Below are 12,784 nucleotides of genomic sequence, written 5' to 3' on the forward strand. Positions count from 1 at the left end.
TTCAGCACTGCGCCCATGCGGCGACCGGGCTGGCCAGCAGGCTCAACCCGGCCAGTGCCATGGCCAGACGCGGGCGATACGGCAGCAACAGCACCAATGCCAAAGCGCTGAGCATCAGCACCGCGAACCAGTCGACCAGACCGAAACTCCAGCCACTGGCCGCGACCGCTGCCCACAGCGAAAGCGCCAGCAACAGCCATCCCGCCAACGCCAGACCCTGACGGCGGCGCGTCGACGGTTTGGCGCCGAGCAATTCGGCGTGATGACGTGGCATCGACAGGCACAACGCGGTGAAGCCGGCGTAAGTAAGCAACAGGGCCAGCAGCATCAGTTAGCCCCCTGTTCGACTGTGATCGAGCGAGGCGAAGGACTTGCTTTGCGAACGCTGACGGAGTCGCCCGTACGCTGCATCTTGCGCGCAGCCCAGCCGAGAAAAAGCCCCGTCGCCAGACATGTCAGATCAAATCCGGCCAGTGCCCAGTCGCGTTGCATCAGGCTGGCGCCAAGATTCCACGGCGTGGTCAGCGCATTGATCAGCGGCACCGCGATAAACAGCGCGGCGCCGAACGTCAGCTGTTCGATCCACGCCTTGCGCCCCGGACGCAACACCGCGTGCACCACGCTCAGACTCCAGGCTATGAAGAACGCATTCACTTCCCAATCGGCCCGCCCTGCCAGACTCACCGGCAGCAGTCGATTGGCCAAAAAGAACACCGCCACCGCCGATACCAAGCCGGCCATGCTGGCGATATTCAGCACCTCGACCAGGCGCAATTCGAACGGCAGCGCCGCGCTTTTCACGTGCTTGAGCTGCCGCTTGCCGAGCCAGATCACCAGCCCGGTGCCAATCATCGCCGTGCCAGCCAGTCCGCAAATGAAATACAGCCAGCGCAACAGCGGCCCGGCGAAATGCCCCATGTGCAAACCATAAAACGCGCCACCCACCGCCATCGCCATCGGTTGATCGGGGGTACTGCTCAGAAGCTGTCCGGTGACGCCGTTGAACGTCACCGCCCGGCCGAAATCATGCACCACCCGATCGCCCGCGCGGGACAGCACCACCGTAGCGCTGGCATCGCCCGGATTGCTCACCGACAGGCGCGCGGTGTGGCCGCCCGACCACTGCTCGCTGGCCTTGGCCAGTAGCGGCGCCATGGCGGTCAGCGGTGCGGCGACATCGGCGCGCTCGGGCGTCTTCGAGGCGGGAAAGACTTCGTCGTAGAACTTGCGCACGTCGCTGCCGTAAGAGGCGACGATGCTCGCCGGCATGACCATCGACATGAAAATCACCAGACTGCTGTAAGTGATCATCAAATGAAACGGCAGCACCAGCACGCCCACGGCGTTATGCCCGTCGAGCCAGGAACGCTGGCCCTTGCGCGGGCGGAAGGTGAAGAAGTCCTTGAAGATTTTCTTGTGGGTGATGATGCCGCTGATCAACGCAACGAACATCACCATCGCGGCGAGGGTCGCCAGCCAGCGCCCCCACGGGTAAGGCATCTGCAACTGGAAGTGGAAACGGTAAAAGAACTCGCCGCCCATGCTTTCGCGGCCCTGCACCTCGGCCCCGGTCTGAGCGTCGAGGGTTCGGGATTCGAAGCGGCCGCGCTCGCCGGGGTTGCCCGGCGCCTGTTGCCAGCGCACCGTCAGGCCGGGGTCGCGGGCATCGGGCAAATCGATCAGCCAGCGCGAGGCGCCGGCGGCGTGTTGTTGCAGATAATCTTGCGCCAGCGCCAGGTTCGCTTCGCTATCAAGCGAATGTGCAGCGATTTCCGGCTGCATCCAGTGGCTGATTTCATCTTTGAAATAAGCGAGCGTGCCGGTGAAAAAAATCGCGAACAGCAACCAGCCGAACACCAGCCCGGCCCAGGTGTGCAGCCAGGCCATCGCCTGCCGGAACCCTTCCTTCATGCCAGCCCCAGACCGCGAGCGGCACCGGAAACGGTGGCGAGAATCACGCTCGGCACCAACAGGCCGACCCACGCCGACCACGCGCTGCGGCAGGCAAAGCACCAGAGCACTGCGACCAGATAGACCAGAAAGGACACGGTCATGCCAGTGACCACCGCTTCGGCGCGGTTCAGCGGCAGCCACAACGTCAGGGTGACACTGGCCAGCGCCGCCACCAGATAGCCGCCGAAAATCGCCGCCAGCACTCGCGAAGTGACGGCCAGACGATAGGACATGGGAAGAGTGGCGAGTTTGCCTTTCATGTTTCGACCCTGAAACGAAAAACGTTCGGCCGACAAGCCGAATCTACAGGCGAGCAATATTAATGATAAATATTCTCATACGCAAAAGCATCTGATTGCCGGACACTGTCGTCAGCCTCTACAATGCGAAACGTTCTTGTTCTCTAATGCACGTTCTCTACGCAAGTTTTGCGTCCGGAGTCATTTCGTTGCCGCCCGCCCATCCCGTCGAATCGCTCTACCATGCTCATCACAGCTGGCTCACCGGCTGGTTGCGGCGCAAACTCGGCTGCCCCGACAGCGCGGCGGATCTGGCCCAGGACACGTTCATCAAGGTGCTGACCGCCCGCGAGCCACCGCTGATCATCGAACCGCGCGCCTTTCTCACCACCCTGGCCAAGCGCGTGCTGTTCAATCATTACCGGCGCCAGGATGTAGAACGCGCCTACCTCGAGACACTGGCGCAGATGCCTGAGATGGTCGCGCCGTCGGAAGAGCACAAAGCGATCATCCTGCAGACACTGGTCGAACTCGATGAACTGCTCGACGGCTTGCCGCGCCAGATCAAACGCGCTTTCCTGCTCGCTCAGGTCGATGGTCTGACTTATCCACAGATCGCCGCAGAACTGGGTATTTCGGTGGCCACGGTCAAACGCCATTTGAACAAAGCGGCCATGCGCTGCTATTTCGCCCTGTGAATCGCACGCCGGATTTCTCCGCGCAAGTCGCCGAACAGGCGGTGCACTGGCTGCTGGAAATGCAGCAGGGCACGCTGACCCCGCGCCAGCAACAGGCCTGGCAACAATGGCTGGATGCACACAGCGAACACCGCCGGGCGTGGGAACACATGCAACGAGTCAATCAGCGTTTGCGCGGCGTTTCGTCGCCGTTGGCCCACGCGGCGTTGAACGGACCGAAATCCGGCAGCCGCCGTCAGGCGCTGAAAATGTTGCTGATTCTCGGTGCCGGCTCAGCGGCGACCTGGGGCATGCGCGAGCACACGCCGTTGCCGTCGCTGCTCGCCGATTACCGCACGCCGGTGGGCCAGCGGCGCAAGATCGGCTTGGGCGGTGCCGATTCGTTACAGCTCAATACCGCAAGTTCCGTCGATGTCGATGACACGCAGCATACGATTCGTCTGCTTGAAGGCGAAATGCTGTTGAGCGCTGCAAATCCGTTCGAAATACGCACGGCACACGGCGTGCTGAAAAGCCAAGGTGCGCGCCTCAATGTGCGGCAGTTTGTTGATCACACGCAGATCGCGCTGTTTGAAGGACGAGTCGAACTCATCGCCAGCCAGCGCGCGCCCCTGCTGCTGCCGGTCGCGCGGCAGTTGAGTTTTACTGCCAGCTCCCTCAGCGCGGCCAAACCACTGGACGCCAACAGTGGTGCGTGGACTGACGGCATGCTGGTCGCCGCTCATATGCGCCTCGGTGATTTCCTCGAAGAGCTTGGCCGCTACCGGCGCGGGCAGCTGCGGTGCGACAGCCAGGTTGCCGATCTGCTGATTTCCGGGACGTATCCACTGGATGACAGCGAGCGGATTCTCGACCTGTTGCAGATCAGTCTGCCGGTCAGAGTGAAGCGCTTTACCCGTTATTGGGTGAGCGTCGAAGCGCTGGTTTGAACAGCAAGATCAAAAGATCGCAGCCTTCGGCGGCTCCTACATTTGGAATGCATTTTTTCTGTAGGAGCTGCCGAAGGCTGCGATCTTTTGATTCTGAAAAAATAAATGAGCCGTTTTTCAGATCTGGCGTGACAGAGAAGGAAAGCCCCCTTGATTCCACCTTCTCAGGATCATCCACATGCAGCCCACCCGTCTTACGCCACTGGCCCGCAGCCTGCGCAATCTTCTGCTCGGCGCCAGCCTGAGTTTCACCGCCCTGCCCGCTGCGCTGGGCGCCGAGACCAAGATTTATCACATCGCCCCGGCGTCGCTGGAAACCGCGCTGAACCAGTTTGGCCGTGAAGCCGGCGTGCTGATTTCCTTTGGCTCGCAAGTCACCAGCGGTGTGCAGAGCCGGGGTCTGGAGGGCAATTACACGACGCAACAAGGCCTCGAAGCCTTGCTCGAAGGCACCGGTCTGCAAGCCCGCGCCGAAGGCGACAATGCTTTCAGCCTGCAACCGCTGGCTGACGCGGCGCTGGAGCTGGGCACCTCGACCGTAGTCGGCGACTGGCTCGGCGATGCGGCGCAGCTCAATGTCTTCGAACACCCCGGGGCGCGTGATGTGATCCGCCGCGAAGAATTCGAACGCCAGGGCGCGACCCAGGCCCGCGATGTGCTCAACCGCATCCCCGGTGTGAATGCGCCGGAGAACAACGGCACCGGCAGCCACGAAATGGCGCTGAACTTCGGCATTCGTGGTTTGAATCCGCGCCTGGCCGCACGCTCGACAGTATTGATGGACGGCATCCCGGTGCCGTTCGCGCCGTATGGTCAGCCGCAGTTGTCGTTCGCGCCGATCAGCATGGGCAACATGGATGCCGTGGACGTGGTGCGTGGCGGCGGCGCGGTGCGTTATGGCCCGCAGAACGTCGGCGGCGTGGTCAACTTCGTGACCCGGGCGATTCCTGACGAGCCAACGGTCAAGGGTGGGTTCCAGACTGAAACCAGCCCATCGTCGAGCCACGACGGTTTCAAGACCAGCGCCAATCTGCTGGCCGGCGGCACCAACGCCAACGGCCTCGGTGGTGCGCTGTTGTACTCCGGCACCCGTGGCGGTGACTGGCGCGAACACAGCGACACCGAGATCGACGACCTGATCCTCAAGGGCAAGTACCAGCTCGACGAGGCCAACAGCTTCAACGCCATGGCCCAGTATTACGAAGGCAAGGCCGACATGCCCGGCGGTCTCAACGTCGCCGATTACGATGCCGATCCGTATCAATCGACGCGGCCGAAAGACCAGTTCTGGGGCCGCCGGACGATGTTCAACTTCGGCTATCGCTATCAGGAAGATCGCCGCGAATTCACCGCCAACACCTTCTTCACCAAAACCCTGCGCAGCGGTTATCTGGATCAGGGCACATTCCTCTCGCTGTCGCCGCGCGAGTATTGGGTACGTGGTCTGGAAACCCGTTTCGCCCAAGGTTTCGACCTCGGCCCGAGCAGCCATGAAGTCGGCGTCGGCTACCGCTACATCAATGAGGCCGGCCACGAACTGCGTTATCGCACGCCGATCAGCGCCAACGAATACCCGACCACCAGCAGCCGCAACGACCGCGACACTCGCGGTGGTACCGAGGCCAACGCGTTCTTCGTCGATGACCGCATCGACATCGGCAAATGGACCATCACCCCGGGCGTGCGCTACGAGATGATCGAGTCGCAGCAGACCAACAACCTGACCAACGTCAAATACAAGGGCGACTACAACACTGCGCTGCCGGCGCTGAACGTGCTTTATCACCTCACCGACAGCTGGAACCTGTATGCCAACACCGAAGGCTCGTTCGGCAGCGTGCAATACAGCCAGATGCCCAACCGCGTGAGCAGCGGCGAAGTGAAGCCGGAAAAGGCCCGCACCTGGGAACTCGGCACTCGCTATGACAACGGTGCCCTGCGCGCGGAAATCGGCGCATTCCTGATCAACTTCGACAACCAGTACGAAAGCAACCAGACCAACGATTCGGTGATCGCTCGCGGCGAAACCCGCCATCAGGGCATCGAGACCAGCGTCAATTACGCGCTCGACGACTTGAGCCCGGCGCTGGCCGGTTTCGATGTCTACGCCAGTTACGCCTATGTCGACGCCACCATCCGCGAGGACGGGCCGAACAAAGGCAACCGCGTGCCGTTTTCCTCCAAGCACAAAGGCACGATTGGCGTCGGTTATACCGAAGGGCCATGGAAGCTGAATCTGGACAGCAGCTTCCAGAGCGACCAGTTCGCCGACAACGCCAACACTTCGAGGGAAAGCGCCGATGGCAGCACCGGCAAGATCCCCGGCTACATGCTGTTCAGCAGCCGCGCCGGGTATGACTTCGGACCGCAACTGTCGGATTTGAATGTGGCGGTGGGGGTGAAGAACATCTTCAACACGCAGTACTTCACACGCTCGTTCGATGACAACAACAAGGGCAAGTACGTGGGAGAGCCGCGGACGGTTTATGTGCAGACGTCGGTGGCGTTCTGACCGCAGCCCATTGTAGATCAAAAGCCCCTCACCCTAACCCTCTCCCAGAGGGAGAGGGGACTGACCGAGGTGTATTTACGATTTACGCTCGCCTGCAATATCGAGCCGAACGCTGGACTTGAAAACAACCGGAATCGGCCCCCTCTCCCAGAGGGTGAGGGACTGACCGAGGTGTATTTACGATTTACGCTCGCCTGCAATATCGAGCCGAACGCTGGACTTGAAAACAACCGGGATAGGCTCCCTCTCCCTCGGGAGAGGGCTGGGCGGGCGGCGTTCCGATGAGGGGCTACGGTCTTAAACCCTGCGAGCAATCACCAACACCACAAACAAAAAAACGGGCCTGCATCAGCAGGCCCGTTCTCCTTGTGTGACTTGTGAAATCAGCGCATCAACTGTTGATCGCTGCCTGTTCATTCTCGTCAAATTCTTCCGCCAACAGCTTGTCGTTGGCCTTGCCAGTAAATGGCACTACAGCGGCGCGTGGTTTACCTCGCAGTTTGCCGAACAGATGATCCAGTTTGTGCTCGAGTTTCTCGGCGGCACCGTCGATCGCCTGTTCCAGCGAATCGGCTTTATGGGTCACGGAAATCGGTTGGTGGCCTTTTGGCCGCGCTTCCAGTTGGCAGCGCAAGTCATGGGGACCTGGTTTCTCGCCGTTCTCGTCGCTCAGGTGGACTTCGACACGGGTCAGGTCTTCTTCATAACGGTCGAGCGTGCTCTCAATAGTTGTACGTACCCACTCCTCCAGTCGCTTACTGCTTTGAATATGGTTATCGCTGTTGACTTGGATTTGCATAGTTCATCCCTTATTTCAGCTAGCTCGCTGGAGGCCTTGAAGTGAATTTCCTGACCTCCTGGTTACAACAATCGGCCCGACTGCCGAACATTTCAACCCCTGAAAAAAGAAAAATATTCATTCGCAAAAAAAGCCGGACAACCGAGCGAGGCGCTGTTAATGTCGGGAGTTGGGTCGACCCGCTCCGCAGAAAAATCTGCTCACATCTGCTGCTCATTCAGCGGGTGCAGACTGCGAAAAATCCCCGCCTCCTCCACCAGCCAGTCATGCACAGCGCGCACGCCCGGATGGCTCAACGCCCCCGGCGCATACAGCAGCACATAGCGTTTATGGTTAGGCACCGACAAGCCGAACGGCACGATCAACGTGCCGCGCTCCAGCTCATCGTTGAGCAACGTGCGCCGGGCAATCGCCACGCCCATGCCAGCGATCGCCGCTTCGATGGTCAGGTGATTGCGATTGAACGTGTGGCCGCGTCGCACATCGGCGCCTTCGAAGCCGATCGCGTTCAGGTAGAACTCCCATTCCGCATATTCGTAACTGCCACGCCAGGCGGTGATGTCGTGCAGCAACGGGAAATGCATCAGATCGGCCGGCCCGTGCAACGGCGGGCGCCCACGCAACAGGCTCGGCGCGCACACCGGAAATATCTGCTCGTCGAGCAAGGCTGTGGATAACAATCCGGGATAACTGCCATCGTTGAGGTCGATGGCCAGATCGAAATCGCCCTCATGCAAGGGCACGCTGCTGTCCTCGGCCACCAGGCGCAACTGGATATCCGGAAAGCGTTGCTGCAAGCGCGGCAGGCGCGGGGTCAGCCACTTGCCGAGAAACGACGGGATCGAGCGCAACCGCAGAGTCCCGCTGATCATCCCGGCGTCCAGCCGGCGCAATTCCGCATCGATGCTGCCATAGGCTTCATTGACGGTAATCGCCAGCCGCTGCCCCTGTGCACTCAACTCAACGCCGCGCGCGCGCCGATGAAACAGGCGAAAGCCCAAGCGCTCTTCCAATTGGCGGATCTGCTGGCTGACCGCGCCCGGGGTGATGTGCAGCTCTTCGGCACAACGGGTGAACGACAGGTGCCGCGCGGCACAGGCAAATACCTGCAGCCAGACATAGGTCTGGGCATGCAATTGACGACTCATTGTTTAGTCCTGCTAAAGGCTGTCTTAGGAGGTTTCGTTGGTCACCTCGAACCGAGGCAGGCAGTATCGCCGACATTGCGCTTGTCCGACAAAAAATGGCAGCGATTCCTACTCCATTGCTTGTAAGGGTTTAGCATGGCTATCAGTGTTTTCGATCTATTCAAAGTGGGCATCGGCCCGTCCAGCTCTCATACCGTCGGTCCGATGCGTGCAGCGGCGACCTTTGCCCAGGCTCTGGTCGATCAGCATCTGCTCAATGATGTGCGACGCGTGCAGATCCGCCTGTACGGTTCGCTCTCGGCCACCGGCGTCGGCCACGCCACTGACCGCGCAACGGTCATGGGCCTGATGGGCGAATGGCCGGACAGCATCGATCCCTCGACCATCGATCCACGCATCCAGCAACTGCGCGAAACCGGGCAACTGTCCCTCGCCGGTCAACGTTCGATTGCTTTTGACTGGCAGAGCGATCTGCTGCTGCTCGACGAGAGCCTGCCCTACCACCCCAACGCCATGTCGCTGAGCGCCTTTGGCGAAAGCGCCGAGCTGTTCACGCAAACCTATTACTCGGTGGGCGGCGGTTTCATCGTCGAAGCGGCTGAAGCCGAATCTGGCGTGGCGCCAATCAGCGACGTGGTGTTGCCCTACGATTTTTCCAGCGCCGCCGAACTGCTCGCTTTGTGCAAAAAGCACAATCTGCGCGTGTCCGAACTGATGATGGCCAACGAGCGCGCCTGGCGCAGCGATGACGAGATTCGCCAAGGCCTGCTGCACATCTGGTCAGTGATGCGCGAGTGCGTCGAACAAGGTTTACGCCACGAAGGCATCCTGCCCGGCGGTCTGAAAGTACCGCGCCGCGCGGCGAAACTGCATCGCAGCCTGTTGGAAATCGGCAAACCGAATGTGATCAGTTCGACCCTGTCGGCCATGGAATGGGTCAACCTGTTCGCCCTCGCCGTCAACGAAGAAAACGCAGCCGGCGGGCGCATGGTCACCGCGCCGACCAATGGTGCCGCCGGGATCATTCCGGCGGTTCTGCACTACTACATGAAATTCAATCCGGATGCGTCTGATGATGACGTCGTCGCGTTCTTTCTCGCCGCAGCCGCTGTCGGGATTTTGTGCAAGAAAAACGCCTCCATCTCCGGTGCCGAGGTCGGCTGTCAGGGCGAAGTCGGTTCGGCTTGCGCCATGGCCGCCGCCGGCCTGGCCGATGTCCTCGGGGCGACACCGGAGCAACTGGAGAACGCTGCCGAAATCGGCCTGGAACACAACCTCGGCCTGACCTGCGATCCGGTCGGCGGCTTGGTGCAAGTGCCGTGCATCGAGCGCAATGCCATCGCGGCGGTGAAGGCGATCAACGCCACGCAGATGGCTCTGCGCGGCGACGGCAATCACTTTATTTCCCTCGACCGGGTGATTCGCACCATGCGCGACACCGGCGCCGACATGCACGACAAATACAAGGAAACCTCGCGGGGCGGGCTGGCGGTGAACTGGGTGGAGTGCTGATCGGCCTGACTGCACTGTCAGCGATCATCAGCTCATTCCTGCCCTGAAAACGCGCCACAAAAAACGGCGAGCCCCGAGGCTCGCCGTTTTTTTCGCCGTGTTTATTGTTCGACAATTTTTCCGGCATGCCCCTTGCTATATCACCCTTGAGGCAAACGGACATTGCAAACCTCAGCGAACGAGATGCCAGTGGTCTGGTGTTGCGAACCAAATCGGATCATGGCCGGTCAACAACTGCACGTTCAATCAGGCGGTGACGCATCATGGACAACCCATTTCAAATCATTACCGATGCTTTCGCGCCGGACTATCAGATCAATCTGAGCATTCAGGGCCTGGACGGCAGCATCATGCTGACCCTGTCCAATGCCGGCCGCATCGTGGCCAAGCGCATGATCAGCGCCGAACAGCGCAACGATCCCGAGCGTTTGAAACGGCTGGTACAAAGCATCCAGTTTGGCATCGCCATCGAACAGGGCCACAGCGCCATGTCGATTCTCGAGGCCATGACTAGCGGCGCCGGGCTGACCCCGCCACCGCCACGGGTCGAAGGCCAGCCGGGCCAGGCGGCGGGCCTTTAGAGCTCGCCCTTCTCCACTTCAGGATGTTCGCTGGAACCCGTGCCGATCTTGCGCTGCGGGTTCTCGATCTTCACCGAAGGGAATTGCGACGAGGCGTAACGCACCACCAGGATCGCAAACGCCAGCAGCAGAATGCCGCCGCACAGGTAGATGATGCCCATGTCCGGCGGGTTGTGGTGCGAGACGTTGGAAATCAGCAAGCGCGTCAGTGCAGTGATCGCAACGTAAATCAGAAAGCGCACCGGCATGTGGTTGGTCTTGAAATAAATCCCGACCATCGCGCCCAGTTCCAGATAGATGAACAGCAACAGAATGTCATCGATCTTGATGTGCCCGACTTCGAGCATGCCGAGAAACTCCATCACCGCCGCCCACGCCGTCACCGCACCGATGGCGAACAGCGCCAGATAGTGGAAGGTTTCGACAAACAGGTTGCCCAGGGACTCGGCCAGTTGATGCACGTTACGCCGCAATTTCTCGGCCCAGTTTATTTTCACGATGAGTTTCCTTAGCCCGTTTCGGGCGGATGATGCGTATCGCACGTGACGGTTTTGCGCGCGCGCCTTGTTGCAACGGTTTTCATGCAGGTTCAGGGCCACGCATCATGGCGATCCGCCGCAAATCCCGCGCCGTGGCGTTTGGTCGCACCGCTGGAGTTTCCGTGGGAGCGAGCCTGCTCGCGAATAGCAGTCACACGTACCCCTGACAAACGCCAAATCCGGTCTACATTGAAAAGCCACTACCCATGGCGCAGGGATTCGCTTATCCTTTTCGCTGTATATGGATACAGTAGTCGTCAAGACAACTTAACGTGAAGGCATGTGAGGTGGTGAATGGCCGTCGAAGTGGTATACCGCAGCAGCCGAGATCTGGAGCGCTTGTTCATGGATAAAGCCGAAGCTGATCGTCATGACAAAATGCTCGAATTGGCCGAATATCTGGCCGATGTGCTGCAAAAAGCCGTTCCGTCCCTGACCGAACAGCAAGTGGAAGAAGCCGGGATCTACATGGCGAAGAATCGTGATGTGTTCGCCCGGGCATTCAAGAGCCAGCCCGATGCGCTGTCGGAGCTGATCAATGCGCCGGCCGAGCCTGTCGAAAAAGCTGAAGCGGCAGAACCTGACGAGGCGCCGGCGAAGCCCGCCAAAGCAGCGAAAGCGCCGAAGTAATCAGAAAGATCGTCCGATCGCGGCCCGAGCCTTCGGCAGCTCCTGCATTCCGAGTGCAGGAGCTGCCGAAGGCTGCGATCTTTTGCTGTTTCAGCGATACAAAACCTTCTCCGCCAACTCATCCGCCACCCGCGCCGGCGAACGTTTTTCCGCCTGAGCATGGGCGAAGACCTCCGTGAGCCGCGAACTGATCTTCGACAGATGCGCCGTAATCGTCGGCAACTCCTCCCCGCGATGTTTCAGCGAAACGTAAATAAGCCCGCCAGCGTTGATCACATAATCCGGCGCGTAAAGAATCCCGCGCCGTTCCAGTTGGTCCGCCACATCCAGATGGGAAAGTTGATTGTTCGCCGAACCGGCCACAGCGGAACAGCGCAGTTGCGACACCGAGTGGCTGTTGAGCACACCGCCCAACCCACAAGGCGCGAGAATGTCGCACGGCGTGCTGAGCAACGCGTCGTTGGCGATCGGGTGAGCATTGAGCTGCTCCATCGCCAGTTGCACCTTGCCGTGGTCGATGTCACTGACCAGCAACTCGGCGCCGGCTGCGTGCAGTTGCTCGGCCAGTGCATAACCGACGTTGCCAAGCCCCTGAATCGCGATGCGCAGGCCTTCGAGGTTGTCGCTGCCCAGACGCGCCATCGCCGTGGCGCGAATGCCGGTGAACACGCCCATGGCCGCGTGCGGTGCCGGATCGCCTGCCGAGGTGGTGCTGGTGACATGCCGGGTCTGCTGGGCAATGCAGTCCATGTCCGCCACTGAAGTGCCGCTGTCGATGGCGGTGATGTAGCGACCGTCGAGCTGCTCGATGCAACGGCCGAAAGCCTCGAATAATGCGGCGCGATTCTCGACATGGGCCGGGCGCACGATCACCGCCACCCCGCCGCCCTGCGCAAGGCCGGCCAGCGCCGCTTTGTAGCTCATGTTTTGCGCCAGGCGAATGGCGTCCTCGACCGCAGATTCGTCGTTGGGATAGGCAAGGTAACGGCAGCCGCCCAGGGCTGGCCCCAGGCGACTGTCATGAATGGCAATGACCGCCTTCAACCCGGTGACCGGGTCCACGCTCAAGTGCAGCGATTCCAGGCGAGTGCTTTGCATGAGAGCGAACATCGACAGGCTCCCGAATCACTTCTTGTAGAACGCCAGTATAGGCTTGCCCCTGAAAATTGCTGGCGCGCACCAGCATGAGCCGCCGAGCGGACAATGTTGCGCCGCTATAACTCGCGCTCAACGCGCCCGGCACT

The 12,784-nt window shown here is 60.5% G+C and carries 12 protein-coding genes and 1 pseudogene; 6 read left to right on the forward strand and 7 right to left on the reverse strand.

Annotation, left to right across the window (positions count from 1 at the left end; all coding sequences use genetic code 11):
* Window position 1: 1 nt before the first annotated feature.
* From AB4N47_RS18495 to AB4N47_RS18505, 3 genes are read right to left on the reverse strand one after another with little or no spacing between them, the layout of a single operon-like run.
* On the reverse strand, window positions 2–328 hold the full coding sequence (locus tag AB4N47_RS18495; RefSeq protein WP_122610800.1) for a DUF3325 domain-containing protein: 327 nt from the start codon (window positions 326–328) through the stop codon (window positions 2–4).
* A complete protein-coding gene (locus tag AB4N47_RS18500) occupies window positions 328–1,911 on the reverse strand; it encodes a PepSY-associated TM helix domain-containing protein (protein WP_341639120.1) in 1,584 nt (527 codons plus the stop codon). The genes AB4N47_RS18495 and AB4N47_RS18500 overlap by 1 nt, the downstream gene beginning before the upstream one ends.
* Complete coding sequence (locus AB4N47_RS18505) at window positions 1,908–2,213, reverse strand: DUF3649 domain-containing protein (RefSeq protein WP_041479671.1); 306 nt, start codon at window positions 2,211–2,213, stop codon at window positions 1,908–1,910. Before AB4N47_RS18505 ends, AB4N47_RS18500 begins: the two co-directional genes overlap by 4 nt.
* Before the next feature lie 146 nt (window positions 2,214–2,359).
* On the opposite strand from AB4N47_RS18505, the gene AB4N47_RS18510 reads away from it, so the two are divergent.
* The 3 genes from AB4N47_RS18510 (at window position 2,360) to fecA (ending at window position 6,331) form a co-directional block, all read left to right on the forward strand.
* Window positions 2,360–2,890, forward strand: coding sequence for a sigma-70 family RNA polymerase sigma factor (locus AB4N47_RS18510; RefSeq protein ID WP_341639119.1), 531 nt, complete (start codon window positions 2,360–2,362; stop codon window positions 2,888–2,890).
* Window positions 2,887–3,819: a DUF4880 domain-containing protein gene (locus tag AB4N47_RS18515; RefSeq protein ID WP_341639118.1), complete on the forward strand. Its 933-nt coding sequence runs from the start codon at window positions 2,887–2,889 to the stop codon at window positions 3,817–3,819. Before AB4N47_RS18510 ends, AB4N47_RS18515 begins: the two co-directional genes overlap by 4 nt.
* 178 nt (window positions 3,820–3,997) lie before the next feature.
* The gene (fecA, locus tag AB4N47_RS18520) at window positions 3,998–6,331 is read left to right on the forward strand and encodes a TonB-dependent Fe(3+) dicitrate receptor FecA (RefSeq protein ID WP_341639117.1); all 2,334 of its coding nucleotides are present in this window, start codon (window positions 3,998–4,000) and stop codon (window positions 6,329–6,331) included.
* 391 nt (window positions 6,332–6,722) lie between these two features.
* Here the strand turns inward: fecA and AB4N47_RS18525 are convergent, their stop codons facing one another.
* Window positions 6,723–7,130, reverse strand: coding sequence for an HPF/RaiA family ribosome-associated protein (locus AB4N47_RS18525; protein ID WP_016771629.1), 408 nt, complete (start codon window positions 7,128–7,130; stop codon window positions 6,723–6,725).
* A gap of 200 nt (window positions 7,131–7,330) precedes the next feature.
* On the reverse strand, window positions 7,331–8,278 hold the full coding sequence (locus AB4N47_RS18530) for a LysR substrate-binding domain-containing protein (RefSeq protein ID WP_123443455.1): 948 nt from the start codon (window positions 8,276–8,278) through the stop codon (window positions 7,331–7,333).
* Between the two features lie 135 nt (window positions 8,279–8,413).
* On the opposite strand from AB4N47_RS18530, the gene AB4N47_RS18535 reads away from it, so the two are divergent.
* The gene (locus AB4N47_RS18535; RefSeq protein ID WP_341639116.1) at window positions 8,414–9,790 is read left to right on the forward strand and encodes an L-serine ammonia-lyase; all 1,377 of its coding nucleotides are present in this window, start codon (window positions 8,414–8,416) and stop codon (window positions 9,788–9,790) included.
* 263 nt (window positions 9,791–10,053) lie between these two features.
* Entirely contained in the window at window positions 10,054–10,371 is a 318-nt protein-coding gene (locus AB4N47_RS18540) for a DUF3509 domain-containing protein (RefSeq protein ID WP_341639115.1), read from the forward strand.
* Here AB4N47_RS18540 and AB4N47_RS18545 read toward each other — a convergent pair.
* Window positions 10,368–10,868: a phosphate-starvation-inducible protein PsiE gene (locus AB4N47_RS18545; protein WP_016771633.1), complete on the reverse strand. Its 501-nt coding sequence runs from the start codon at window positions 10,866–10,868 to the stop codon at window positions 10,368–10,370. The two genes, AB4N47_RS18540 and AB4N47_RS18545, sit on opposite strands and share 4 nt — an antisense overlap.
* Before the next feature lie 336 nt (window positions 10,869–11,204).
* On the opposite strand from AB4N47_RS18545, the pseudogene AB4N47_RS18550 reads away from it, so the two are divergent.
* Window positions 11,205–11,459: pseudogene (locus tag AB4N47_RS18550) on the forward strand (YebG family protein); the annotation flags it as partial.
* A 171-nt stretch (window positions 11,460–11,630) separates the two neighbouring features.
* Here AB4N47_RS18550 and AB4N47_RS18555 read toward each other — a convergent pair.
* Entirely contained in the window at window positions 11,631–12,650 is a 1,020-nt protein-coding gene (locus AB4N47_RS18555) for a Glu/Leu/Phe/Val dehydrogenase family protein (protein ID WP_016771635.1), read from the reverse strand.
* Window positions 12,651–12,784: the final 134 nt, after the last annotated feature.

The sequence above is a fragment of the Pseudomonas sp. S3_G06 genome (assembly GCF_054667565.1).

Coding starts and splice junctions, on each gene's coding strand:
- AB4N47_RS18495 (WP_122610800.1), bottom strand. CDS start 328: ATGCTGCTGGCCCTGTTGCTTACTTACGCCGGCTTCACCGCGTTGTGC.
- AB4N47_RS18500 (WP_341639120.1), bottom strand. CDS start 1,911: ATGAAGGAAGGGTTCCGGCAGGCGATGGCCTGGCTGCACACCTGGGCC.
- AB4N47_RS18505 (WP_041479671.1), bottom strand. CDS start 2,213: ATGAAAGGCAAACTCGCCACTCTTCCCATGTCCTATCGTCTGGCCGTC.
- AB4N47_RS18510 (WP_341639119.1), top strand. CDS start 2,360: ATGCACGTTCTCTACGCAAGTTTTGCGTCCGGAGTCATTTCGTTGCCG.
- fecA (WP_341639117.1), top strand. CDS start 3,998: ATGCAGCCCACCCGTCTTACGCCACTGGCCCGCAGCCTGCGCAATCTT.
- AB4N47_RS18525 (WP_016771629.1), bottom strand. CDS start 7,130: ATGCAAATCCAAGTCAACAGCGATAACCATATTCAAAGCAGTAAGCGA.
- AB4N47_RS18530 (WP_123443455.1), bottom strand. CDS start 8,278: ATGAGTCGTCAATTGCATGCCCAGACCTATGTCTGGCTGCAGGTATTT.
- AB4N47_RS18535 (WP_341639116.1), top strand. CDS start 8,414: ATGGCTATCAGTGTTTTCGATCTATTCAAAGTGGGCATCGGCCCGTCC.
- AB4N47_RS18540 (WP_341639115.1), top strand. CDS start 10,054: ATGGACAACCCATTTCAAATCATTACCGATGCTTTCGCGCCGGACTAT.
- AB4N47_RS18555 (WP_016771635.1), bottom strand. CDS start 12,650: ATGTTCGCTCTCATGCAAAGCACTCGCCTGGAATCGCTGCACTTGAGC.